This window comes from Gilliamella sp. B3367 (assembly GCF_026536825.1).
Taxonomy (GTDB): Bacteria; Pseudomonadota; Gammaproteobacteria; order Enterobacterales; family Orbaceae; genus Gilliamella; species Gilliamella apicola_E.
Window position 1 is genome coordinate 26,869 of sequence record NZ_JAFNNJ010000003.1, and the last position, 22,717, is coordinate 49,585.

The window sequence follows — 22,717 nt, forward strand, 5'->3', positions numbered from 1 at the left end:
TGATTACTTACTGTTAGTAATTGAACTTTTAATTATCTGAATTATAAAACTTATTTTAAAAATGCAGAGACGCCAGTAAATACAACTTGAGCGGCAATAGCTGATATTAATAACCCGGTAAGTTTTGACAAAATTGCAATACCAGTATTTTTTAAAACGTTAGCAATGCTTTTTGCGCATAGTAACATGGCATAAATACCGCTTGAGGCAATCAATAGCGAAAGGGCGCCAATCAGGTTTTGCATACCTACCGAACTTGTCCCCATAACAATAATCGTACCAATGGAGGCTGGTCCCATACATAAAGGTATTGCAAGAGGAACCACACTAATATCATCATCATCAGTATGAATTTTATTTTTTTCAGGTGAATCATTCATCAATGAAACAGCGGTAATAAATAGCAATGCTCCCGACCCAATTCTAAAAGCATCGAGTGTAAAACCAAACACACTAAACATGGCATTACCAAAAAAGAATAACACAATACCAATAATAAAAACGGCACACGATGTTTTAAGTGCAGTCTTTCGGCGTTGTTGTTCATCATATTGTTTAGTACCACTTAAGAATGCACTTAGCACTGCTGGTGGTGTCATTAACGCGAATAACTTGGTTGTGGTGGCGAGAATTTCAACAAGATAGTTATCCATAGTATTACCCTTTATAGCTTTAGATATTGCTTGAAATCTGTCAACAATTGTTGGCGGGAATCAACTATACACATAAAAACGGTCACCATAAAGGTGACCATATTTAATTGGATATAATTTTAATAGTTTATTAAATATTAACCAATTTGAATTAGTTAAGGCGCTCTTTAATACGAGCCGCTTTACCACGAAGTTCGCGTAAGTAGTAAAGTTTAGCTTGACGTACTTGACCACGACGTTTCACAGTAATTGAATCAACAGTTGGTGAGTGAGTTTGGAATACTCGTTCAACACCTTCGCCATTCGAAATTTTACGTACTGTAAATGCAGAATGTAAACCACGATTGCGAATTGCAATAACCACACCTTCATATGCTTGAAGACGTTTTTTGTTACCTTCAACAACCCATACTTTAACTTCTACCGTATCACCCGGACGAAAAGACGGGATGTCTTTTTTCATTTGTTCTTGTTCTAATTGCTGAATAATTGCATTTTTCATAATTTTGTCTCTTACTAGTTATACTGAAATATTAATGGCTCGGTTTATCACGATATTCACGTTGGAATTCAGTGAGTAAACGTTGCTCTTCATCAGTCAGAGCTAGATTTTCAAGAAGATCTTCTCTTCTCAACCAAGTTCGTCCTAGTGATTGTTTCAATCGCCAGCGACGAATCGCTTCATGGTGACCAGACATTAACACATCAGGCACCGCCATTCCATCTAACACCTCAGGTCTGGTATAGTGTGGACAATCAAGTAAACCGTTTGCAAAAGAGTCTTCTTCTGCTGATGATTCATGATTCAATACGCCTGGAATAAACCTTGCTAATGCATCAATCATTGTCATCGCCGGTAATTCACCGCCACTTAACACGTAATCCCCAATTGACCATTCTTCATCAATTTCGGTTTGGATAACGCGTTCATCTATACCTTCATATCGACCACAAATCAAAATCAATTTTTGATATTGTGACAACTCGCAAACACCTTGTTGGTTTAATTTGCGCCCTTGTGGGGAAAGATAGATTACTTTTGTATTTTCACCTGCTACTGCTTTCGCAGCATGAATCGCATCTCTAAGTGGTTGTACCATCATTAACATGCCGGGACCACCACCATAAGGCCTATCATCGACAGTCTTATGCTTATCATGCGCAAAATCGCGCGGGTTCCAATATTCTACTGTTAACAGTCCGTTTTTTACTGCTCGACCAGTTACACCATAACAGGTAATAGCTTGGAACATTTCGGGAAAAAGGCTAATTACGCCAATCCACATATTCTTACCTTACCGATTAAAATGCGGGATCCCAATCGACCACAATCATTTTTGTTGTTAAATCAACTTGTTTAATAAATTGTTCTTCAACAAAAGGAATTAAACGTTCTGTTGCTCCAAATGCATCTTTTAGATTTGCTTTAACAACCAACACATCATTAGAACCGGTTTCCATTAAATCAGTTACTTGACCTAAATCATAACCGTTAATTGTTTTCACTCTACAGCCAATCAAATCCTTCCAATAGAAATCGCCTTGATTAAGCTCAGGCAATTCTTTTGCATCAACGAATACTTCAGCATTAGTTAACGCATTGGCTTGATCTCGATCATCAACGCCTTTGAGTTTGACAATCATATCTTGATTATGAGGTTTAAAGCTCTCAACGATTACTTCCTGCCATTTTCCAGCACGCTGGATATACCAAGGTTTGTAATCAAAAATACTATCTGGAAATTCTGTAAACGAAAAAATCCTGAGCCATCCACGAATGCCGTAGCTTGAACCAAGTTTACCAACAACGATTAGATTCTCAGTATTCATCTTTACACTATTACTTAATTAAGCAGCTTTTTGTGCTTGTTTGATCAATGTATTAACACGATCAGAAATAGTAGCACCTAAACCAACCCAATAATTTACGCGATCAAGATCTAAACGTAATTCTTCTGCTTTACCTTGTGCAATTGGATTAAAAAAGCCAACGCGCTCAATAAAACGACCATCACGTGGGTTACGGCTATCAGTGACAACTACTTGATAAAAAGGGCGCTTTTTAGAGCCACCACGAGCTAAACGAATAGTTACCATAACATCCTCTTAAATTAAAAAATAATCTTTCTTTTGCCCAACACGGACAAAATCAAAGCCCCAAAATTATACTCTTTCTAGCAAAAAGTGCAATGGCTGATTGTGTGTGAAAAAGTTAGGTAGTATCAGTTATCGACAAGCTTAGTTATAAATGAACATAAATTCATCTTTTTAACTAGTTATATTATAAATAATTAGCTTCATTGATAATGGTGAGCTTGCTTGCTATATAATGATATATTTTAAAAGTGATGGTTGATCTTTAAGACCTTTTCCGGAACAAAGCTCGTTTTAACACGTCAAAAAATCCTAACGCTTTGACCATTTTTTTGCTATCAACATAGACACGTATTGCTTTTAATACTTTTTTCGGCTCTTTGGACGCGAAAGCGAACGTGCCGTCTTTTTTGGTTTGTATGGAGTAACGAGATATCCACTTACCTTTAAAAAATACCGATGCGATAACATAATCGACCTCTTCCCAAGGAATTTGAATATATTTCCGAGGATCGCGTTGATGATAAAATTCGAACGCCTTATCACCAATCATAATATGGCCATATTCTGAAAAACCTGAAAAAGCAGTCGCTTTTACTGTTAAATCTACTTTGGTATTTAATGATTGAACCATTTAGCTACTTATATCCATTATTTTAATCTGAGTTGCTAAGGCACCCTTTTCTCATTATTTATAAAGAAAAGGGTGATTTTTGTTTGAGGAAAAACAGCAATTTTGCTTAAAAAGTGCGCTCCTCAACTTTTTTAGTCAACATTGTTGGCTTTATAAAAGACCAATAACATGACCAGTAACACCGACTAAGAATAGTGCAAGAATAATTATAATAGGTGATACTTTTTTACGAAGTAACCACATACAGAAGAACGTTAATAGTAATGGTACAAGTCCAGGAATTAGCTGATCTAAGTTATTTTGTAAAGTCGTTACTTTGTCTTGACTAAGTGCGAGCCCATCTTGCATTTGTATCAATGCTTTTTGTATACCTTCGGCACCAGCAGGTAGGGAATTCCAATCAATAAATGCACCATTATCTAATTTTACTGTGGATACGACTGGTTGGAATTTTATTGATACCCACCTTTGTACTAAAGCTGCCAGAACAAACATCCCCAAGATAGATGCACCTTTAGTGATTTTTTGGAGTAAACCTCCACCTAAGTTATCGGTAATTTTAGAACCAGTACGGTAACCTAATTCTTGGGTAAACCACATGAAGCACATGCGAATAATGTTCCAAAGTAGGAAGAATAGAATTGGACCTAGAATATTACCACTTAAGGCAAGTGAGGCACCTAGTCCACCAAGCATAGGACGAAGTGTAAACCAGAAAACTGGATCACCAACCCCAGCTAAAGGTCCCATCATTCCCACTTTTACCCCTTGAATAGTGACATCATCTACAGGTGCTCCATTAGCTCGTTCTTCTTCAAGGGCTAACGTCACACCAAGTACAGGTGATGCTAAATAAGGATGTGTATTGAAAAATTCTAAATGGCGTTTAAGTGCTGCCGAACGATCTTCTTTTGTGGTATATAATTTTTTGATAGCAGGAATCATTGAATAAACCAAGCCACCATTTTGCATACGTTCGTAGTTCCAAGAACCTTGAAGGAAAGTTGAACGCCAAGCTACCGATAAACGGTCTTTTTTCGATAAATGAATTCGATCTGTCATGTTCTTCTCCAAGTTCTTAGTAATCATTTAAAATATCATCAAGTGGATCGCCTTTACTACCACCATTTGATGAATTGCCACGTTCAGAAAGATTTAGATAAATTAGTGCTAAAGCAATACCTAGAGCACCAATTGCAATCAAGGTTAATTGTGATATCGCGGCAACAACAAAACCAATAATGAAAAATGGCCAAACTTCACGACTTGCCATCATATTAATTACCATCGCATAACCAACAGCCACTACCAAGCCTCCACCAATACCCATACCTTCTGATAGCCATTTAGGCATTGAATTTAATGCGTCTTTTACCACTTCAGCAGGAATAAATAACAGCGCTGCTGCTGGTATTGCAATACGTAAACCTTGTAAACAAACCCCTAATATTTGTAACCATTCGATTCTACGGATATTACCTTGCTCTGCTGCAGCATCCATTAAATGCACTAATGGGACGGCAATAGTTCGCACAATCATCGTTAAAAATAAGCCAGCAACTGCTAGTGGGATGGCAATAGCGATAGCTGTCGATACTCCAGCCTCACCTTGTCCACCAAGAACTAAAATAATAGATGAAGCAACAGCAGCAAGCGCGGCATCAGGTGCAACCGCTGCGCCAATATTTGCCCAGCCTAATGCTATCATCTGTAATGAACCACCTAACATTACGCCAGCTTCTAGATTTCCTGTTACTAAACCAATTAGTGAACAAGCAACTAGTGGTTGATGGAATTGGAATTGGTCTAAAATACCTTCCATTCCAGCTAAGAACGCAATAACTATCACTAAAATGATAGCAATAATTGATAAAGTCATAATAATAACCCCTTAATTAAACTAATTCTTTTGTTCAGCTAATTCTTGTTTCGCTTTCTTTAATAATTCATCCATATTATCCTCAGAATCATTAGGTACTTTGCGAATGTCGAATTTCACATTTTTCGCTTTTAATTTCTCGAATGTATCAACATCTTCAGCGCTCATTGACAGCACTTTGTTGACCATTACCTTGCCGACAGAATGCGCCATTGAACCAACATTTAATGTTTGAATATCAACACCGCCATCTATAGCGCGAAGTACATCTTCAGGGTTTTCGAAAAGTAATAAGGCTTTTGTGTTACCAAAACGAGGATCATGCGCAACTTCAATAATTTTTTTAATTGGCACAACATTGGCTTTAACACCAGGAGGTGCGGCTTCTTCAATCAGTTTTTTCCTTAATTCATCTTTGGCAACTGAGTCTGAAACCACAATAATACGATTAGGGTTAGTCGCTTTAGTCCAAGAGGTTGCCACTTGTCCATGTAACAAGCGTGAATCAACACGCGCTAATACAATTTTCAATTTACCATCGCCTAAAACAGTACCTTCAGGGATAGTGCTTGTTTGTTGATTGTTTGGCGTTGTTTTAGCTGCCACTTCAACCGTTGTTCTAATACCATCTTGGGCTGATTCAATAATGGCGGCAGCCACTTCTTTGGCGGTCTCCATCGATAAACGTGATGAGTATGCCTCAATCAACATTGGAAGATTTAAACCTGCAACGATAGCCCAATTTGGATGTTCACCACAGAGTGTATTGGCTTGGTTAAATGGTGTTCCACCCCATAAGTCGACTAAAAAAAGTACTTCATTTTGATCATCGAAAGTAGCAATTGCTGCCAGCATCCGTTCCTTTAAGCTTTCAGGACTATCACTTGGATGCAAAGTAACGGCTTTAACGTTTTCTTGCTCTCCAAATATCATCGTCCCTGATTGTAAAATACCTTCAGCAAACTCACCATGAGTTGCCAAGATTATTCCAACCATAACGTACCTCCCAGTTTTTTATATTATTGCTAATATAAAGTTAATAAAATAAATCTATTTACTTATTTTAATTAACAATATGATTTATAAATTCGATCTTCATCAAGGTTTGATAAAATATATTGCTAAATTTTAGAATAATCTTTCTTTATCAGAACAGTAATATTTGTGTAATGCTAAGAAAGATTATTTATTGCTTTGTTCTAATGCTTTACGGATAAAACCGTTATTTTGTTGTAATGCTGTTTTTGCTTGCTGAGCTGTTAAACCTGCAAGAATCATTAAAATAGCTGTTTTACAATTTTTGTTACATTGACTTAGCGTGGAGATAGCCGTCTCCCGACTACAATCGGTCGCTTGCATGACAATTGATATTTGACGTTCTACGAGTTTAGCATTAGTGGCCTCAACATCAACCATTAAATTACCGTAAACCTTACCCATTTTAATCATGCTAGCTGTGGTTAACATATTAAGCACTAATTTTTGTGCTGTACCGGCTTTCATTCTTGATGAACCGCTAACTACTTCTGCGCCAACAATTGGGGTAATGGCAATATTGGCCAAGTTAATCATCGGTGCATTGGGGTTGCAACATAAGCTAATTACTGTTGAACCCAGTGATTGAGCATATTGCATACCGCCGATAACATAAGGTGTGCGTCCACTTGCTGCGATACCTACTAAAATATCTTTTTTGCTAAAATTGATATTTTTTAGATCATTAACTGCTAGCTCAGGTGAATCTTCTGCATTTTCAACCGCTTTAAATATGGCAGGGTGCCCGCCAGCAATTAATCCAACGACTTGTTCTGGAGGCGTTCCGTAAGTAGGTGGGCACTCGCTCGCATCTAAAATACCTAATCGTCCAGAAGTGCCGGCACCAAGGTAAATTAAACGGCCATGATTTAAGAAAGCCTGGCTGATTGCATCTACCGCATTGGCTATATTAGCTAATTGTTTTTCGACTGCGATTGCCACTTTTTTATCTTCATTATTGATAATTTGAAGTATTTCAAGGGTGGATGCGCAGTCGATGTTCTCGCTCGCACTATTGCGATTTTCGGTGATCATTGCTGATAAATTAATGTTTGACATGTGATTTTAAACCTAACCATACAAACCCGATAAGAATGGCAAATAGCATACCAAAACCTACACCGATAGTAATAACAGATAATCCACAAGCAATAGCTAACGTATAAGCGCTGAGCATAATCATCATTGCACTATATTCGCTTAAGTTTTGTATCGAAATTACACTACCAGCACCAATAAGCTCTTTCCCCATTTTTTGAATTAACGCATTTAGTGGGACTAAAAAATAACCACCTAAAGCACCAATAATCACTAATAGAATATAAGAACTCGTCATATTGCTTTGTAAGGTAAATGCAATGACGGCAAACCCCATTAATATTCCTGCTGGAATACATCGTAATGTATTGGATATTGAAACCATAGCACTAGCAAGGCCAGCACCAACAACAATACCTATTGCCACAACGGCATTTAGATTTGTTGGGGTTGAGTTGTCAGTAATACCTAACACAATTGGCACCCAGCTAATTAATAAAAAGCGCAAGGTAATACCCGCTCCCCAAAATAGGCTAGTGCCAAGTAAAGTATAAAGTGCTTGTTTATTATTGAAAATGATTTTAAAGGTTTTAGCAAAATCCTTTATCATACTCATAAACTTCCACTCAATGTCTTTTCGAGCGACAGGAAGTTTAGGAATAAAAATATTGGCTATAACAGCTAGGCCATACATTATTACACAAGTAAGTAATGCAAATGTGATGTTTAAGTCAGCAATATGGCCTCCAGCAAGTGAGCCTAGTAAAATAGCTGCAATTGTTGATGCTTCAATTAAACCATTTGCTTTCACTAAATTATCGCCTGAGGTTAGCTCACCTAAAATACCATATTTTGCTGGTGAATAACCGGCTGCTCCCACACCAACTAGAAAATAACCTAAAAATGGATTGATATTTAAGCAAATAACAGCAGCACCTAATAATTTAATACCATTTGAGATCATCATCGCTCTGCCTTTAGACATGCTGTCAGCAAATTGACCAACAAATGGCGAAAGAAGGATGAAAGGGATGACAAAACCGATTTGTAATGCCGATTGGCTCCACTCTGGATAATTGAGTTGTTTAATAAAAGCTAATATTGCAAAGAAAATAGCATTATCAGCAAAGGCTGAAAAAAACTGGGCTAGCATGGTTGCAGCCATGCCAACGGTTAATAAAGGCTGTTTATTCATAGTGAATCCTTGCTATTATTCATTTTCATCAGCCATTTTGCGTAGCGTAATAAAATCGATTTTGCCAGTACCAAGCAATGGTAATTCTTTAACCACACGAATATCTCTAGGAATGGCTAATGCAGGAATACCTAAATCTTGTGCTGCCTGATTAAGCTGTTCTCGAGTTAATGTAGTTGAAGTAGTAAATAGCACAAGCGCTTCACCTTTAGCGGCATCAGCTTTTACTGTAGCGCCATGCATGGCATCAGGATCGACTTTTCTAGCTAGCGCTTCAACACTTTCCAGTGAAACCATTTCGCCCGCAATTTTAGCAAAGCGTTTCAGTCGCCCTTTAATTGTCAAAAACTCATCTTTATCAATATCTACGATATCGCCAGTATCATACCAGCCTTTTTCTGCATTACCGTTTTGGTCAATGGCAACGGGCTCTTCAAGTACGCCGGGTTTTTCAACTCGTAAATAACCTTTCATTACGTTAGGTCCTTTAAGCTGTAATTCCCCGCCATTGGTAATCCCTGGGATAGGTATCAATCTTGATTGCATACCTGGCAATAGACGACCAACAGTTCCGGCTTTAAATGCCATTGGCACATTAAGGGCAACAACTGGTGCACATTCGGTTACGCCATAACCTTCTAAGATTCGAATGCCATATTTATCTTTCCACTGTTCTCGCACCGCTTCGGAAAGTTTTTCAGCGCCGGCAACCACATAACGTAATCGCATAAAATCATAAGGATGAGCGTAGCGAGCATAATTGGCTAAAAATGTTGGTGTGCCAAATAACACGGTACAGTTTTGGTCATAAATGATTTCTGGCACCATACGATAATGTAATGGGTTCGGATATAAAAAGGTACGACTTCCAGAAAACAACGGTAAAAATAAGCCGGCAGTAATACCAAAAGCATGGAATAATGGCAATGCGGACATAAAACGGTCAGCCGGTGTCGGATCGATAACGGTACGAATCTGTTCAACATTTGCCAATAAACTACCATGGCTGTGCACTACACCTTTAGGATTGCCTTCTGAGCCTGATGTAAATAACACTAAAGCTTCATCATCACTTGATTGTTGTCGTTTCACTAAACGTGGAATGTATTGATGAAGTGCCACATAGAGTTTATCAACAAAAGTCAAACTACTACGCAAGTCCTCAAGGAAATACCAATTTACGTCCTTAATTTCTTCTAATAGATAATCAAGCTTACCTTTTTGAATAAATTTGCGTGAAGTAATGATCGTTTTTATTTCAGCCGCAGTAATTGCACAGGTTAACCCTTTAGTTCCTGCTGTATAATTAAGCATGGCTGGAATACGATTTTTGACTGATAGACCAAAAATAGTTGCAACAGTAATCGTTGCATTAGGGAGCAATAAACCAACTCTTTCTTTTTGTTTGGTAATCTTAGAAATAATGCAACTAACACCGATAATTTGCTTAAGCAAGTTTCGATAAGAGGCTTCGTGAGTGGTAGGATCTTGAACCATTCGCGATTTTACCCCATAACGAACTTGGGCTTCGAGCAACGCTTCAAAAAGTGTCAATTTTGGTCGGCTTGCCATTCTGGCATTCATCATAATTTGATGTAATTTTTCACCAGCAATATATCGTCGTTCACTTGCTTTTGGTGCATCAGGCATTGGGATTGATGTTGGTTCCAATACATGAATTGTAATTTTAGGAAATAGATGACGTTTAAATAAGCCTTTTAAACGGCTAGTTAACGTAAATTCTGCACCTTCAATCCAGACAGGTACAATCGTTGCTTGAGAACGAGCAGCAACAAATGCTGCACCGTCATAAATCTTCATTAATGAGCCGGTTATGGTAATTCGACCTTCCGGGAAAATAACAATTGGTCGTCCTTTTTCAATTTCACGAACTAACCTTTTAATCGCCATTGGACTTAATGGATCCATTGGCACAAAATCAACGTAACGTTTGGCTAAACGGACTAGCCAATGATCAATGTAGCCTGCGTAGATAGCAAATACTGGTTTAACTGGTAAAAATACGCCGATTAAAATGCCGTCTAGGAAGGAAACATGATTAGGTGTGATAAGTAATCTGTCTTGTTTTAAATTATTGAGATTCCCTTGAATCTTTACATGAAATAAAATTTTTAAAAAAAACTTTAATATTTTAAATAACATCTGATTTCTCAATTTCCGTACAAAATTGTACTTTGTAATAATAATGAAAATAAATTAAATATACAAGAAAGCGAAAATTATCAATTTATATTGATATTAAACAAGAGTTTTTAATTTTTTGTTGGTAAGATTAAATAATGGATAATAAATAATATGAAAATAAATATTAAATAAGGAATCGAAATGTTAATTTTAACTGCCCAAGATATTCAACAATTCTATACTATGAAAGATGCCGTTTCAGCGGATAAACAAGCACTGAAAATCTATACTCAAGGTAATAGTGAAGTTCCATTACGCATCAACTTTGACATGCAAAAAGGGCAATGTTTGATTATGCCTGCTCATATAAAAGAAAATGATGTGGTTGGCTTGAAAATTGTCTCGGTTTTTCCTGATAACCCGAAACTTGGTAAGCCATCTGTTCCCGCGCAAGTGTTTATGATCGATCCGTTAACAGGCGAAGTTTGTGCGATGTTAGATGGCACATTTGTGACCCAATTACGCACAGGCGCGGTACAAGGTGCAGCTACCGATTTATTAGCCAGAAAAGATGCTAAACGTGCTGTATTAATTGGTACTGGTGGACAAGCTGCGTCACAGTTAGAAGCGATGTTAACCGTCCGTCAATTGACTGATGTAGCGATCTTTGGGCTTGATGTCAATAAAGGCAAGCAATTTACTGAAGAGATGAAGAAACGATTCGCTCATTTTTCCGCTAACCTCTATTTTTCGAACGATTTAGATGAAGATATTCGCCAAGCAGATATCATTACCTCTGTCACCACATCAAAAGTTGTGACATTCAATGGCGATTTGGTTAAACCAGGAACACATATCAATGGAGTAGGTGCTTACACGCCAGAAATGCACGAAATACCAAGTAATATTGTTAAAAATGCTGATATTCGCGTACTTGATACCAAAGATGGTGTATTTGCTGAGGCGGGTGATATTATCGATCCAATTAATCAACATTTAGTTACAAAACAAGATTTTTATGAATTAGGTGATTTAGTTATTGATTCACAAAAATGTCGCCAAAACGATCAGCAAATCACGTTATTTAAAAGTGTGGGAACGGCAGTATTAGATGTCTATGTTGGTTATGATATTTACCAGAAAGCCAAGGAAAAGGGCCTAGGAATGAGTGTTTAAAACGCCTACCAAAAACCACGACATATCAAAAAAAGTTGAGGAACGGGGTTTTTGAGATCTTAAATTAGTGTTAATTCTGTTTTTATTAAACTTCATAATAGGTTAATTATAAAAAAAGTTGAGGAGCGGGGTTTTTAAAGATCTAAGACTCGCTTTTTAATTCTTGTTTTTGTGAGCGACCCAATAATGACATGGCTGCAAGTTTTGGATCTTTATGTTCGTAAAGCACTTTATAGATTTGTTCTGTGATAGGCATATCAACATGATATTTTTGAGCTAATGCCCAAACTTCTTTAGTATTTCGGCAACCCTCAACCACTTGAGCAATAATATCTTGTGCTTCTTGAATGGATTTGTTTTGACCTAATAAAATACCAAATCGACGATTTCGGGACTGATTATCTGTACAAGTAAGTACCAAATCGCCTAAACCAGCCATCCCCATAAACGTGGCAGGATCGGCCCCAAGCGCTTCGCCTAATCGCATCATTTCGGCAAGTCCGCGGGTTATTAAAGCTGTTCTCGCATTTGCACCAAAACCCAGCCCATCGGACAAACCAGCACCAATTGCAATAACATTTTTTACCGCGCCACCAAGTTGAACGCCAATAAAGTCTTTACTGCTATAAACACGAAATGATTTACTACAGTGAAATAAATTTTGGAGTTCAGTTAAAAATTGATCATCGGTTGAGGCAACGGTTACTGCTGTTGGTAAGCCTGATGCAACTTCTTTAGCGAAAGTAGGGCCTGAAATAACCGCTAATGGGATTTTATCACCCAATACTTCTCTGGCAACATCTTGTAATAGTCGACCGGTATCGACTTCAAGTCCTTTGGTTGCCCAAACAATTTTGCTATCTTTTCTTAAAAATGGTTTGATTTGTTTAAGAATGCTACCAAATGCGTGGCTTGGAACAACAATTAATAAAATTGGTGAAGCTGAAACGGCAGTTTTAAGATCCGCTTCAACTTGAAGTTGGTCAGGAAAAGAAATATCCGGTAAAAATTGTCTATTTTGTCTATCATGTTGCAAAATAGCCATCTTATCTGGGTTATGTCCCCATAATAAGGTTGAGTGACCATTTCGTGCCAGTAATATTGCCAGCGAGGTTCCATAAGAACCTGCGCCAATCACTGTCACTGCTGCATTTTTATTCATAAACATAGACTTTATTAACTAGTAATTACTGTAAAGTTTCAGTCGATTCGGTTTTAGCTTCTTGCTGTTGCAAATAGCTAATGAATAAAGCTTCAAAATTTACAGGTTCTAAATTAAGTTGTGGGAAAGTTCCTTTATTTACTAAGCTTGAAATAACTTCACGCGCATAAGGGAATAAAATATTAGGACAATAAGCACCTACACAATGTTGAATTTGAGCATCGTCAAATCCGATAAGCGAGAAAATACCTGACTGAGTCACTTCACAAATATATACAACTTCTTCTTGTTGTTTTACGGTTACTGTGACACGTAAAGAAACTTCATGCACACCTTCACTCAACGCTTGTGATGATGAATTTAGTTCTAAATTCATTTCTGGTTGCCATTGTTTTGTGAAAATTTCTGGAACGTTGTTTGTTTCAAATGAAACATCTTTGGTATAAATGCGTTGAATAGCAAATTGTGTTTCAGGTGTATTGTTTTGTTCTGTCATGATAAAACCTTATTTTAATATTATATTATTTTCTAACTAATGGTAAGTTTTCGCCGTTCCATCCAGCAATACCATCTTTTAATGTAAATACATGCAAAAAGCCCTGTTTGACTAATACTTCACCAATGCTTGCTGATGTTAAACCATTATCATCAACCACGATGATAATATCTTCTTTAAATTTTTCAATGGTTTTTGCGCTAGCATTTTTAATGTCAACGGGTAAAATGTTGTGAGATTCAGTAATATGCCCTTTTTTGAAACTATCTGCTGAGCGAATATCGACAATAACTGCGTTTTGTTTGTTGATCATACTAATTGCTTGCGCGTTATTAATTATTTTCACTTTTGATAATTTACTTTTCACGGTCATTACAATGATTGCAACGAATAACACAATCCAACCTAATGAAAGTAAAAGGTGATTTTGGATAAAAGGTATAATTTCGAGTGTAACAAAGTCCATACTTTTATGATTACCTATTATTATTAAAAATAGGTTAAGATTATAACGATATTGTCTACTGAAATATAGACCTAAAGGGAGAAATCTTATTTTAAGCTAATAAGATTTAAAAGTTTTAAGGATTGAAACTATGTTATTTAAAAGATTTATTTTGTTGCCATTCATTTTCGTTACTTTAATTTCGTCAGCATTAGCAGAATCAAATAATCTTAATACTGACGAAATACTAAGCCTAGAGGAACTAAAGGAAGATAGTCAATCTAGTTCATTAGGGTTTGATCCGAATCTAACTTGTCGAGACTTTTTCCATGAAATTGATCCAAATGCCCCTGATTTTTTTCAATATGAAAAGTGTAGGACAACCGACTATGGGCAAACATGGCCTATTGAGGTTATTTATAAAGTTGAAGGTAAATATGCTAAGCAAGCTCATGAATATTTAATTAAGACTATGGGAATGGGCGATTTGAAATTCGTATGTTGTTATTGGGAACAACTAAAACCAGTAGCAATTGTCAATCCAAAAGATAATGTATTATATGAGGCTACATTTATTTCGGAAGAAACCCTAAAAAAGGATTGGGATAAAACAACCTTTTATTTAATAATAAAAGGTTATCGAAAAGAATCGTAGATCATTCAAAAGAGTTAGCAAATTCACTTTTCATTAATGGCACCAAAATGTAACGCAAGTAGCAGTATGTTACATTTTGGTGCATTATTTTGGTGCCATGTGCATTATTTTGGTGCATTAATGTTAATTTTTGCTATTATCTAACCAATAAAAACCGTTCAAAAATAGTGGTTAAAAAATTGGCATCAAATTTGCATATAATTTAATAAATAGGCAAATATGCCTTTGAACTGAACATTTATTTTATATGTCCTCAATGGAGAAGCTACATGTCTACACAAAAAGTTTTTACACTAATAAAAGAAAACGATGTTAAATTTGTTGATTTACGTTTTACTGATACTAAAGGTAAAGAACAACACGTTACCATTCCTGTTAGTCAAATTGACGCAGATTTTTTTGAAGATGGTAAGATGTTTGATGGCTCTTCAATTGCAGGTTGGAAGGGGATTAACGAATCAGATATGGTGTTAATGCCAGATGCATCAAGTGCCGTGATTGACCCATTTTTTGAAGATGTGACATTGAATATTCGTTGTGACGTTTTAGAACCAGCAACATTACAAGGCTATGATCGTGACCCGCGCTCAATTGCTAAACGCGCTGAAGAGTTTTTAAAATCATCAGGCATTGCTGATACTGTTATTTTTGGACCAGAACCAGAATTCTTCCTATTTGATGATGTGCGTTTTGGAACGCCGATGTCAGGTAGTTTTGTTCATATTGATGATATTGAAGCTGCTTGGAACTCAGGTACTAAATACGAAGAAGGTAACAAAGGTCACCGTCCAGGTGTTAAAGGTGGTTACTTCCCGCTTCCTCCTGTTGATTCTTCACAAGATATTCGTTCTGAAATGTGTTTAATTATGGAGCAACTAGGTTTAGTTGTTGAAGCTCATCACCATGAAGTTGCAACTGCTGGTCAAAATGAGATTGCTTGCCGTTTCAATACATTAACTAAAAAAGCTGACGAAGTGCAAATCTATAAATATGTTGTACAAAATGTTGCACATGCTTATGGTAAAACCGCGACATTTATGCCAAAACCAATGTTTGGTGATAACGGTTCTGGTATGCACTGCCATCAATCACTTGCTAAAGATGGTGTGAACCTTTTTGCTGGTGATAAATATGCTGGCCTTTCTGAAATGGCTTTATTCTATATCGGTGGTATTATCAAACACGCTAAAGCAATTAATGCTTTTGCTAATCCAGCAACTAACTCTTATAAACGTTTAGTACCGGGTTATGAAGCACCTGTTATGCTTGCATATTCTGCTCGTAACCGTTCTGCATCAATTCGTATCCCTGTTGTTACTAGTCCTAAGGCTCGTCGTATCGAAGTTCGTTTCCCAGATCCAGCTGGTAACCCATACTTATCATTTGCTGCACAGTTAATGGCTGGTTTAGATGGTATTATCAATAAGATTCATCCGGGCGATGCGATGGATAAAAACTTATATGACTTACCACCAGAAGAGTCTAAATTAATTCCACAAGTTGCAGGTTCACTTGAAGAAGCGTTAAATGCTTTAGATGCGGATCGTGAATTCTTAACCCGTGGTAATGTGTTTACTAATGACACTATCGATGCTTATATCGATTTAAAACGCCAAGATGTTGATCGTGTACGTATGACTCCGCATCCGGTTGAATTTGAATTGTACTATAGCCTATAAGTCATTATTTTATTATTTGAAGTTTTAACCACCGCTGTTTGGCGGTGGTATCTAATGAGAACGGAGTGCTTACGATGACATTTGATAATGAATCTGATGCGAATCTTGTTCTCGACTCTATGATAACCAATATTTTATTACTTGATAAAAAGCTCAATATTCTTTATGCCAATACTGCGGCACAACAATTACTAGCCCAAAGTTCTAAAAAAATATTAGAAAGTTGTCTTCCTGATTTGTTAGGGTATTTTTCGTTAGACCTTGATTTAATGCAAAATGCCTTAGATCAAAACCAAGGTTTTACCGATAGTGAAGTAAATTTAGTGATAAATAATGAACTACATATTTTATCATTGACGGCACAACTGCTTGCTAATGGTCATATTTTGATCGAAATGGCACCACTTAATAGCCATAAAAAACTAAGCCAAGAACAATTACAACAAGCTCAACAAAATGCAGCACGTGAGCTTGTCCGTGGACTTGCCCATGAAATTAAAAACCCATTAGGTGGGCTTCGAGGTGCAGCGCAGCTATTATCACGTGAACTGCCTAAAAATGAGTTGCAAGACTATACACAAATTATTATTGAACAAGCAGATAGATTAAGGAATCTTGTTGATAGGTTATTAGGTCCACAACAACGTTTACAACAAAAACAGCAGAATATTCACCAAGCTATTGAGCGAATTTATGCGCTTTTAAGTTTAGAAAAGCCGTCAAACGTAACGATTATACGTGATTATGATCCTAGTCTGCCTGAATTAGTGCATGACTCTGAACAGATTGAACAGGTAGTTTTAAATATCATTCGTAATGCGATACAAGCGATTGGTTCGAAAACAGGCTCTATCACAATAAGAACGAGAACGGCATTTCAGGTTACTTTGCATGGTCAGCGTTACCGACTTTGTGCTCGCATCGATATTGAAGATAATGGACCTGGCGTTCCAGTGCATATTCAAGATACGTTGTTTTATCCTATGGTAAGTGGTTATGAAGGTGGTAATGGTATCGGTTTGTCGATTGCTCATAATATTATCGATCAGCACCATGGAAAAATTGAGTTTAATAGTTGGCCAGGCCACACAGAGTTTTCTATCTATCTGCCCATCAAACAATGAGGTTAATTGAAATGAATGTTTGGATTGTTGATGATGATAGTTCGATTAGATGGGTGTTAGAAAAAGCACTTACTAATGCTCATTTTAATTGCATCAGTTTTTCAAGTGGTCAAGAAGTGATTGATGCTTTAGTGAATCACCCACAAAAACCAGCCGTTATATTATCTGACATAAAAATGCCTGGAATTGATGGCTTATCTTTACTTAATTATATTAAAGAGCAAATGCCCAATTTGCCTGTGATTATTATGACGGCGCATTCCGATCTTGATGCCGCTGTTAATGCTTACCAAAAAGGTGCTTATGATTATATTCCTAAGCCTTTTGATGTTGATGAAGTTATTCAACTGGTGGAACGAGCTATTTTACAAACTCAAAGCAATAAACCGAGCAGTCCCTCTAGCAGTAAAGCTTCTACTGGTATTATCGGTGAAGCTCCATCAATGCAGGAAGTGTTTCGTATTATTGGGCGACTTTCAAAATCATCTATTAGTGTGCTGATTAACGGCGAATCAGGAACGGGTAAGGAGCTAGTAGCTAAAGCATTGCATACCCATAGTCCACGTTCTCAGTCACCTTTTATTGCACTGAATATGGCTGCCATTCCAAAAGATTTGATTGAATCTGAATTGTTTGGTCATGAAAAAGGCGCATTCACTGGTGCTGCCCAAATAAGGCATGGTCGTTTTGAGCAAGCCAACGGTGGTACGCTATTTTTAGATGAAATTGGCGATATGCCGTTAGATGTGCAGACGCGATTATTAAGAGTGCTTGCCGATGGTCAATTTTATCGAATTGGTGGTTATTCACCGGTTAAAGTTGATGTTCGTATTATTGCCGCAACCCATCAAGATCTTCAAGCGAGAGTAAGGGAAGGTAAGTTTAGAGAAGATTTATTCCATCGCTTAAATGTTATTCGTATTTTATTACCGCCATTACGAGATAGAGCACAAGATATTCCAAAACTGGCTGAACATTTTTTACGTACTACTGCCAAAGAGTTAGGCGTCGAAAGTAAAGTGCTGAGTCCTGAAGCGCTTAATTTATTATGTATGTTTAATTGGCCGGGCAATGTTAGGCAATTGGAAAATGTTTGTCGTTGGGTGACTGTAATGTCGTCAAATAATGAAATTTTTGTTCAAGATTTACCTCCAGAACTTTTACAGTTATCGGTGCCTGCTACATCTGTTAATTATGACGTTAATACCAATCCTCAGCCGTTAACAGATTGGAAAACGATGCTCGAACAGTGGGCTAAGCAAGCATTATTAGCGGGCCAAACAGGGATATTGACACAAACCGTTAGTGAAGTTGAACGGATTTTATTGAAATGCGCACTTAATTTTACTCGTGGTCACAAACAAGATGCTGCCAACCTTTTAGGTTGGGGACGAAATACGTTAACCAGAAAGCTTAAAGAATTACCCGAAGATTCCAATTATTAATTGACATAGAATTGATCAATAATCAGCCTTTAATTTAATATTATTGGCTGATGTTTTTATAAGCTTATTAATTATTGATTTTTTTGTTTATCAAAGTTCATTGAACACTTATTTATTTTTAGTTACAATTCAGTCTAAATGATAATCATTCTATTTATCATTTACGCGCTTTTGAACTAAGCTAATAATTAGGAGTTACAATGTTTTCATCTATCAAATTTAAATTTTTAGTATTACTAACCGCTTTATTTGCTTTGGTTGGTTGTGATGATAAAAAAGAAGCACCTGCCGCTAATAAAACATCAATTGTTGTTGAACATGCTCAAGGTAAAACAGAGGTTCCTGAAAATCCGAAAAAAGTAGTCGTATTTAATACTGCAACACTTGATATTATTGATGCATTAAATATTCCCGTTACAGCAGTTCCTCAATCTGATGTGCATTTCCCCGAGTTCTTATCTAAATATGCTGATAAAACTTATACCAATGTCGGTACATTATTTGAACCAAATTATGAAGTATTAAGTTCATTACAACCTGATGTGATTATTGCAGGTGGTCGGGCCAATGATGTATATAAAAAATTAAGTGATATTGCGCCGACAATTTCGCTTGATATTGATCCTAATAATTTTGTGGCTAGTTTGACGCAGCGTACTGAGCAGTTAGGTAATATTTTTGGTAAACAAGCAGAAGCTAAAAAACTAATTGCTGATTTTAATCAGAAAATTGATAGCTTAAAATCAAAAACTAGCACTGCTGGAACGGCTTTAGTGATTATGGTTAATGGCGGAAAAATGTCTGCTTATGGTCCTAAATCACGTTTTGGTTTTATTTTTGATGTATTAGGTTTTAAACCTGCAACAACATTCCAAGAAGCAGGACGTCATGGTAATGCAGTAACTTCTGAATTTGTATTAAGTGTTAATCCACAATGGATATTTGTGCTTGATAGAGATAACGCAATTGGTAATAAAGAAGCACAATCTGCACAACAGGTTTTAAATAACGAATTAATTCAAAAAACCGATGCATGGCAACAAAACCATATTGTTTATTTAGATTCTACTTCTATGTATATCTCTGGTGGTATTCAAACTTATAGTCGTTTGATGGATCAAATAAGTGATGTTTTACAAAAATCATCAGCAAATTAATATAAATCATGTCTAAAACGGTTTACTTTATTGCAGGCATTGTTTTTTTATTCGCAATGGCTGCATTAAGCCTTTTTATTGGTGCTGGGCATGTTACGTTAGCTGATTTATGGTCTGACAGTAATATGCGACAAATCTTTTTTGTTAGTCGAGTACCTAGAACAGTGGCACTATTATTAGCTGGCAGCGCGATGAGTGTTGCTGGTTTAATTATGCAACTCCTTACCCAAAATCGTTTTGTGGAACCTTCGTTAGTAGGTACAACTCAGTCGGCTAGTCTTGGTTTATTAGTGATGATGGTGCTTGCGCCAGGTGCAAGTGTGATGATGAAAATGGTGGTTGCCAGCTTATTTGCTATGGCGGGCACTATGTTATTTATGTTCATTTCTCGCAAAATTATTTATAAATCTGCCCTGATGGTGCCTCTTATTGGGATTATGCTTGGTGCGGTAATTAGTGCCATTTGTACTTTTTTTGCGATGTATTTTGACCTATTACAATCACTTGGTGGTTGGGAGTCAGGAGACTTTTCCGGAATCTTGCAAGGTCGTTATGAGTTATTATGGTTAGTTGGAGGTATTACTCTACTCGCTTGTTGGAGTGCAGATCGGTTCACTGTTGCCGGTTTAGGTAGAGACTTTTCGGTTAATGTTGGGCTTAATTATAATCGAGTCATGTTAATTGGTCTTGTTGTGATTGCTTTGATAGGTGGAATAGTCGTTGTGGTGGTTGGTGTATTGCCATTTTTAGGACTGATTGTTCCCAATATTGTCAGTTTATTATTTGGTGATAATGTTAGAAAAACGATTCCTTGGATCTGTTTATTAGGCAGTGGGCTTGTTTTGCTATGTGATATTATTGGACGCGTTATCCGTTATCCATTTGAAATACCAGCCAGTGTCATTCTTGGTGTAGTAGGGGCTATTATTTTTTTAGTATTGTTGAGTAAAAAACGTCATGCTAGTTAATCAAAAACGCCATATTTCTAGCCGAAAAACAGTATGGTTATTACTTGGTATTGCCGTGCTTTGTGTTGTTTTTTTCATGACATTTAATTTAAAAGGCAATATCAGCTACATTTTGACACACCGGACTTGGATTGTATTAACGATGATTTTAGTCGCCTTTTCGGCAGCAACGTCAACATTACTTTTCCAAACTGTTACGAATAATCGAATTTTAACACCTTCAATAATGGGGTTTGAATCACTGTTTGTGTTGATTCAAACAGTGGTAATATTTTTTATTGATGCCCAAGGTATCCCTTATATTGGTATTGTCGGTAAATTTATCTTTGAGTCATTACTATTAATTTTATTTTCTCTATTTTTGTATCGAGGATTATTTAACAAACTTAAACAAAATCTTCATTTAGTTTTATTAATTGGGATTATTCTAGGAACGCTGTTCCGTAGCTTTTCCAATTTATTACAACGTCTAATGACACCAACTGAATTTGCTGTATTACAAAGTCGAATTTTTGCAACTTTTACTCGAGCTGAACCCGTACTAATTGTCTTTTCATTAGTTATTTCCAGCATAATTGGTCTATTTTTATGGCGAATGCGTTTTCGGTTTGATGTACTAGCATTAGGTCGTGATAATGCGATTAATCTTGGTATCGATTATCAAAAAAGTGTCACCATTATTTTATTATTAGTTTCGGTATTAGTGTCAATATCGACCGCATTAGTTGGTCCATTTACGTTTTTAGGCTTACTTATTGCAAATTTAGCGTACAGTATTAGTGGTTCCAGCCAACATCGCTTTTTATTGCCAACCGCATTTTTATTAGGAATTATTTTCCTTGTTGGTGGGCAAATGTTTTTAGAGCATGTTTTAAACATGGTTGGTGCATTATCTATTGTAATTGAGTTTATTGGTGGTTCGCTGTTTATCTTCTTATTATTGAAAAAGGTTCCAATGTGATAGAAATTGATAATATTAGTAAAAAATATCAAACCATATCTGTATTAAAAAATGTGAATGCGACCATATCACAAGGTGGAGTGACAGCTATCATAGGTCCTAATGGTGCAGGTAAATCGACATTATTATCAATTATCAGTCGTTTATTACTGGCTGATGAAGGACAAGTAAAAATACAAAGTATGGACGTGGTTAATACGCCAAGTGACAAACTTGCCACCTACTTATCGGTATTGAGGCAAGAAAACCGTTTTACTAGCAGATTAACTGTTTTTGAATTAGTAGGATTTGGACGTTATCCTTATTCAAAAGGGCGATTAAATAAAGATGACTTAGCACATATCCATCGAGCACTGGAATTCTTAAATTTAACTGAGTATAAAGATCGGTTTTTAGATGAACTTTCTGGCGGGCAACGACAACGTGCTTATGTTGCTATGGTGCTTTGTCAAGATACTGAGTATGTTTTGCTTGATGAACCGCTAAACAATCTTGATATGAAACACGCAGTTTCGATGATGAAACAGTTACGCCGAGCGGCCGATGAGCTCGGTAAAACGATTGTTATTGTTATCCATGATATCAATTTTGCCTCAGTTTATTCTGATTATATTTTAGCCATGAAAGATGGCCAACTTGTTTATCAAGGTAGTCCAAAAGAAATTATGAATTCAACTATTTTAGAAGATATATTTGATACGCCAGTAAAAATAGAAACGATCCATAACCAAAACATTGCTATTTATTATTAATAAAAGATTTTTTAACTAAAAGGG

General features: G+C 36.5%; 23 protein-coding genes and 2 pseudogenes. 9 read left to right on the top strand and 16 right to left on the bottom strand.

Features of this window, described 5'->3' with window-relative positions; all coding sequences use genetic code 11:
• Nucleotides 1–50: 50 nt before the first annotated feature.
• From J3U23_RS05995 to aas, 13 genes and pseudogenes are all read right to left on the bottom strand, one after another.
• Nucleotides 51–653 carry a MarC family protein gene (locus tag J3U23_RS05995; RefSeq protein WP_065735090.1) on the bottom strand — a complete coding sequence of 201 codons (603 nt, stop codon included), beginning with the start codon at nucleotides 651–653 and terminating at the stop codon, nucleotides 51–53.
• A gap of 151 nt (nucleotides 654–804) precedes the next feature.
• Nucleotides 805–1,155 (bottom strand): 50S ribosomal protein L19, encoded by a 351-nt coding sequence (rplS, locus tag J3U23_RS06000; RefSeq protein ID WP_065563727.1) that lies wholly within the window; start codon nucleotides 1,153–1,155, stop codon nucleotides 805–807.
• A gap of 31 nt (nucleotides 1,156–1,186) precedes the next feature.
• Nucleotides 1,187–1,939 (bottom strand): tRNA (guanosine(37)-N1)-methyltransferase TrmD, encoded by a 753-nt coding sequence (gene trmD / locus J3U23_RS06005; protein ID WP_267330388.1) that lies wholly within the window; start codon nucleotides 1,937–1,939, stop codon nucleotides 1,187–1,189.
• Nucleotides 1,940–1,955: 16 nt separating this feature from the next.
• Nucleotides 1,956–2,483 (bottom strand): ribosome maturation factor RimM, encoded by a 528-nt coding sequence (gene rimM / locus J3U23_RS06010; RefSeq protein WP_267338783.1) that lies wholly within the window; start codon nucleotides 2,481–2,483, stop codon nucleotides 1,956–1,958.
• An 18-nt stretch (nucleotides 2,484–2,501) separates the two neighbouring features.
• Nucleotides 2,502–2,750 carry a 30S ribosomal protein S16 gene (gene rpsP / locus J3U23_RS06015; protein ID WP_065563724.1) on the bottom strand — a complete coding sequence of 83 codons (249 nt, stop codon included), beginning with the start codon at nucleotides 2,748–2,750 and terminating at the stop codon, nucleotides 2,502–2,504.
• Nucleotides 2,751–3,012: 262 nt separating this feature from the next.
• Nucleotides 3,013–3,381 (bottom strand): DUF956 family protein, encoded by a 369-nt coding sequence (locus tag J3U23_RS06020; RefSeq protein WP_267338784.1) that lies wholly within the window; start codon nucleotides 3,379–3,381, stop codon nucleotides 3,013–3,015.
• Nucleotides 3,382–3,531: 150 nt separating this feature from the next.
• The gene (locus J3U23_RS06025) at nucleotides 3,532–4,443 is read right to left on the bottom strand and encodes a PTS system mannose/fructose/sorbose family transporter subunit IID (protein WP_267338785.1); all 912 of its coding nucleotides are present in this window, start codon (nucleotides 4,441–4,443) and stop codon (nucleotides 3,532–3,534) included.
• Between the two features lie 16 nt (nucleotides 4,444–4,459).
• The gene (locus J3U23_RS06030; protein ID WP_267338786.1) at nucleotides 4,460–5,260 is read right to left on the bottom strand and encodes a PTS mannose/fructose/sorbose transporter subunit IIC; all 801 of its coding nucleotides are present in this window, start codon (nucleotides 5,258–5,260) and stop codon (nucleotides 4,460–4,462) included.
• 21 nt (nucleotides 5,261–5,281) lie between these two features.
• A pseudogene (locus tag J3U23_RS12075) lies at nucleotides 5,282–5,824 on the bottom strand (PTS system mannose/fructose/N-acetylgalactosamine-transporter subunit IIB); the annotation flags it as partial.
• 59 nt (nucleotides 5,825–5,883) lie between these two features.
• Nucleotides 5,884–6,256: pseudogene (locus J3U23_RS12080) on the bottom strand (PTS sugar transporter subunit IIA); the annotation flags it as partial.
• A gap of 186 nt (nucleotides 6,257–6,442) precedes the next feature.
• Nucleotides 6,443–7,354 (bottom strand): N-acetylmuramic acid 6-phosphate etherase, encoded by a 912-nt coding sequence (gene murQ, locus J3U23_RS06040; protein WP_267338788.1) that lies wholly within the window; start codon nucleotides 7,352–7,354, stop codon nucleotides 6,443–6,445.
• Nucleotides 7,341–8,528, bottom strand: a complete 1,188-nt coding sequence (gene lplT, locus J3U23_RS06045; protein ID WP_065563718.1) for a lysophospholipid transporter LplT — start codon at nucleotides 8,526–8,528, stop codon at nucleotides 7,341–7,343. The genes murQ and lplT overlap by 14 nt, the downstream gene beginning before the upstream one ends.
• A 15-nt stretch (nucleotides 8,529–8,543) precedes the next feature.
• A complete protein-coding gene (aas, locus tag J3U23_RS06050) occupies nucleotides 8,544–10,691 on the bottom strand; it encodes a bifunctional acyl-ACP--phospholipid O-acyltransferase/long-chain-fatty-acid--ACP ligase (protein ID WP_267330393.1) in 2,148 nt (715 codons plus the stop codon).
• A gap of 183 nt (nucleotides 10,692–10,874) precedes the next feature.
• Here aas and J3U23_RS06055 point away from each other — a divergent pair, with 183 nt between their 5' ends.
• Nucleotides 10,875–11,849, top strand: coding sequence for a hypothetical protein (locus J3U23_RS06055; protein WP_267338789.1), 975 nt, complete (start codon nucleotides 10,875–10,877; stop codon nucleotides 11,847–11,849).
• Nucleotides 11,850–11,991: 142 nt separating this feature from the next.
• On the opposite strand, the gene gpsA is transcribed toward J3U23_RS06055, so the two are convergent.
• Genes gpsA through J3U23_RS06070 form a run of 3 tightly spaced genes read right to left on the bottom strand, consistent with a single transcriptional unit; the run spans nucleotide 11,992 to nucleotide 13,973 of the window.
• Nucleotides 11,992–13,011 carry an NAD(P)H-dependent glycerol-3-phosphate dehydrogenase gene (gpsA, locus tag J3U23_RS06060; RefSeq protein WP_065735117.1) on the bottom strand — a complete coding sequence of 340 codons (1,020 nt, stop codon included), beginning with the start codon at nucleotides 13,009–13,011 and terminating at the stop codon, nucleotides 11,992–11,994.
• Between the two features lie 25 nt (nucleotides 13,012–13,036).
• A complete protein-coding gene (secB, locus tag J3U23_RS06065) occupies nucleotides 13,037–13,507 on the bottom strand; it encodes a protein-export chaperone SecB (protein WP_065563714.1) in 471 nt (156 codons plus the stop codon).
• 25 nt (nucleotides 13,508–13,532) lie between these two features.
• On the bottom strand, nucleotides 13,533–13,973 hold the full coding sequence (locus J3U23_RS06070) for a rhodanese-like domain-containing protein (protein WP_267338790.1): 441 nt from the start codon (nucleotides 13,971–13,973) through the stop codon (nucleotides 13,533–13,535).
• Between the two features lie 130 nt (nucleotides 13,974–14,103).
• On the opposite strand from J3U23_RS06070, the gene J3U23_RS06075 reads away from it, so the two are divergent.
• From J3U23_RS06075 to J3U23_RS06110, 8 genes are all read left to right on the top strand, one after another.
• Complete coding sequence (locus tag J3U23_RS06075; RefSeq protein WP_065563712.1) at nucleotides 14,104–14,607, top strand: DUF4952 domain-containing protein; 504 nt, start codon at nucleotides 14,104–14,106, stop codon at nucleotides 14,605–14,607.
• Nucleotides 14,608–14,876: 269 nt separating this feature from the next.
• Nucleotides 14,877–16,286 (top strand): glutamate--ammonia ligase, encoded by a 1,410-nt coding sequence (glnA, locus tag J3U23_RS06080; RefSeq protein WP_065563711.1) that lies wholly within the window; start codon nucleotides 14,877–14,879, stop codon nucleotides 16,284–16,286.
• A gap of 74 nt (nucleotides 16,287–16,360) precedes the next feature.
• On the top strand, nucleotides 16,361–17,410 hold the full coding sequence (gene glnL, locus J3U23_RS06085) for a nitrogen regulation protein NR(II) (RefSeq protein WP_267332421.1): 1,050 nt from the start codon (nucleotides 16,361–16,363) through the stop codon (nucleotides 17,408–17,410).
• 11 nt (nucleotides 17,411–17,421) lie between these two features.
• Entirely contained in the window at nucleotides 17,422–18,855 is a 1,434-nt protein-coding gene (gene glnG, locus J3U23_RS06090) for a nitrogen regulation protein NR(I) (protein WP_267338791.1), read from the top strand.
• A gap of 200 nt (nucleotides 18,856–19,055) precedes the next feature.
• Entirely contained in the window at nucleotides 19,056–20,012 is a 957-nt protein-coding gene (locus J3U23_RS06095) for a siderophore ABC transporter substrate-binding protein (protein ID WP_267338792.1), read from the top strand.
• A gap of 8 nt (nucleotides 20,013–20,020) precedes the next feature.
• Nucleotides 20,021–20,980: an ABC transporter permease gene (locus tag J3U23_RS06100; protein ID WP_220225630.1), complete on the top strand. Its 960-nt coding sequence runs from the start codon at nucleotides 20,021–20,023 to the stop codon at nucleotides 20,978–20,980.
• Nucleotides 20,970–21,941: an iron chelate uptake ABC transporter family permease subunit gene (locus J3U23_RS06105; RefSeq protein ID WP_065735126.1), complete on the top strand. Its 972-nt coding sequence runs from the start codon at nucleotides 20,970–20,972 to the stop codon at nucleotides 21,939–21,941. Before J3U23_RS06100 ends, J3U23_RS06105 begins: the two co-directional genes overlap by 11 nt.
• Entirely contained in the window at nucleotides 21,938–22,693 is a 756-nt protein-coding gene (locus J3U23_RS06110) for an ABC transporter ATP-binding protein (RefSeq protein ID WP_220225631.1), read from the top strand. Before J3U23_RS06105 ends, J3U23_RS06110 begins: the two co-directional genes overlap by 4 nt.
• Nucleotides 22,694–22,717 lie beyond the last annotated feature (24 nt).

Excerpts from the sequence above, each read along its gene's own strand:
- J3U23_RS06095 (WP_267338792.1), top strand. The coding sequence starts at position 19,056 with ATGTTTTCATCTATCAAATTTAAATTTTTAGTATTACTAACCGCTTTA.
- J3U23_RS06055 (WP_267338789.1), top strand. The coding sequence starts at position 10,875 with ATGTTAATTTTAACTGCCCAAGATATTCAACAATTCTATACTATGAAA.
- glnL (WP_267332421.1), top strand. The coding sequence starts at position 16,361 with ATGACATTTGATAATGAATCTGATGCGAATCTTGTTCTCGACTCTATG.
- aas (WP_267330393.1), bottom strand. The coding sequence starts at position 10,691 with ATGTTATTTAAAATATTAAAGTTTTTTTTAAAAATTTTATTTCATGTA.
- J3U23_RS06070 (WP_267338790.1), bottom strand. The coding sequence starts at position 13,973 with ATGGACTTTGTTACACTCGAAATTATACCTTTTATCCAAAATCACCTT.
- glnG (WP_267338791.1), top strand. The coding sequence starts at position 17,422 with ATGAATGTTTGGATTGTTGATGATGATAGTTCGATTAGATGGGTGTTA.
- J3U23_RS05995 (WP_065735090.1), bottom strand. The coding sequence starts at position 653 with ATGGATAACTATCTTGTTGAAATTCTCGCCACCACAACCAAGTTATTC.
- lplT (WP_065563718.1), bottom strand. The coding sequence starts at position 8,528 with ATGAATAAACAGCCTTTATTAACCGTTGGCATGGCTGCAACCATGCTA.
- rimM (WP_267338783.1), bottom strand. The coding sequence starts at position 2,483 with ATGAATACTGAGAATCTAATCGTTGTTGGTAAACTTGGTTCAAGCTAC.
- J3U23_RS06020 (WP_267338784.1), bottom strand. The coding sequence starts at position 3,381 with ATGGTTCAATCATTAAATACCAAAGTAGATTTAACAGTAAAAGCGACT.
- murQ (WP_267338788.1), bottom strand. The coding sequence starts at position 7,354 with ATGTCAAACATTAATTTATCAGCAATGATCACCGAAAATCGCAATAGT.
- rplS (WP_065563727.1), bottom strand. The coding sequence starts at position 1,155 with ATGAAAAATGCAATTATTCAGCAATTAGAACAAGAACAAATGAAAAAA.
- J3U23_RS06105 (WP_065735126.1), top strand. The coding sequence starts at position 20,970 with ATGCTAGTTAATCAAAAACGCCATATTTCTAGCCGAAAAACAGTATGG.
- rpsP (WP_065563724.1), bottom strand. The coding sequence starts at position 2,750 with ATGGTAACTATTCGTTTAGCTCGTGGTGGCTCTAAAAAGCGCCCTTTT.
- trmD (WP_267330388.1), bottom strand. The coding sequence starts at position 1,939 with ATGTGGATTGGCGTAATTAGCCTTTTTCCCGAAATGTTCCAAGCTATT.
- J3U23_RS06025 (WP_267338785.1), bottom strand. The coding sequence starts at position 4,443 with ATGACAGATCGAATTCATTTATCGAAAAAAGACCGTTTATCGGTAGCT.
- J3U23_RS06100 (WP_220225630.1), top strand. The coding sequence starts at position 20,021 with ATGTCTAAAACGGTTTACTTTATTGCAGGCATTGTTTTTTTATTCGCA.
- secB (WP_065563714.1), bottom strand. The coding sequence starts at position 13,507 with ATGACAGAACAAAACAATACACCTGAAACACAATTTGCTATTCAACGC.
- glnA (WP_065563711.1), top strand. The coding sequence starts at position 14,877 with ATGTCTACACAAAAAGTTTTTACACTAATAAAAGAAAACGATGTTAAA.
- J3U23_RS06075 (WP_065563712.1), top strand. The coding sequence starts at position 14,104 with ATGTTATTTAAAAGATTTATTTTGTTGCCATTCATTTTCGTTACTTTA.
- gpsA (WP_065735117.1), bottom strand. The coding sequence starts at position 13,011 with ATGAATAAAAATGCAGCAGTGACAGTGATTGGCGCAGGTTCTTATGGA.
- J3U23_RS06030 (WP_267338786.1), bottom strand. The coding sequence starts at position 5,260 with ATGACTTTATCAATTATTGCTATCATTTTAGTGATAGTTATTGCGTTC.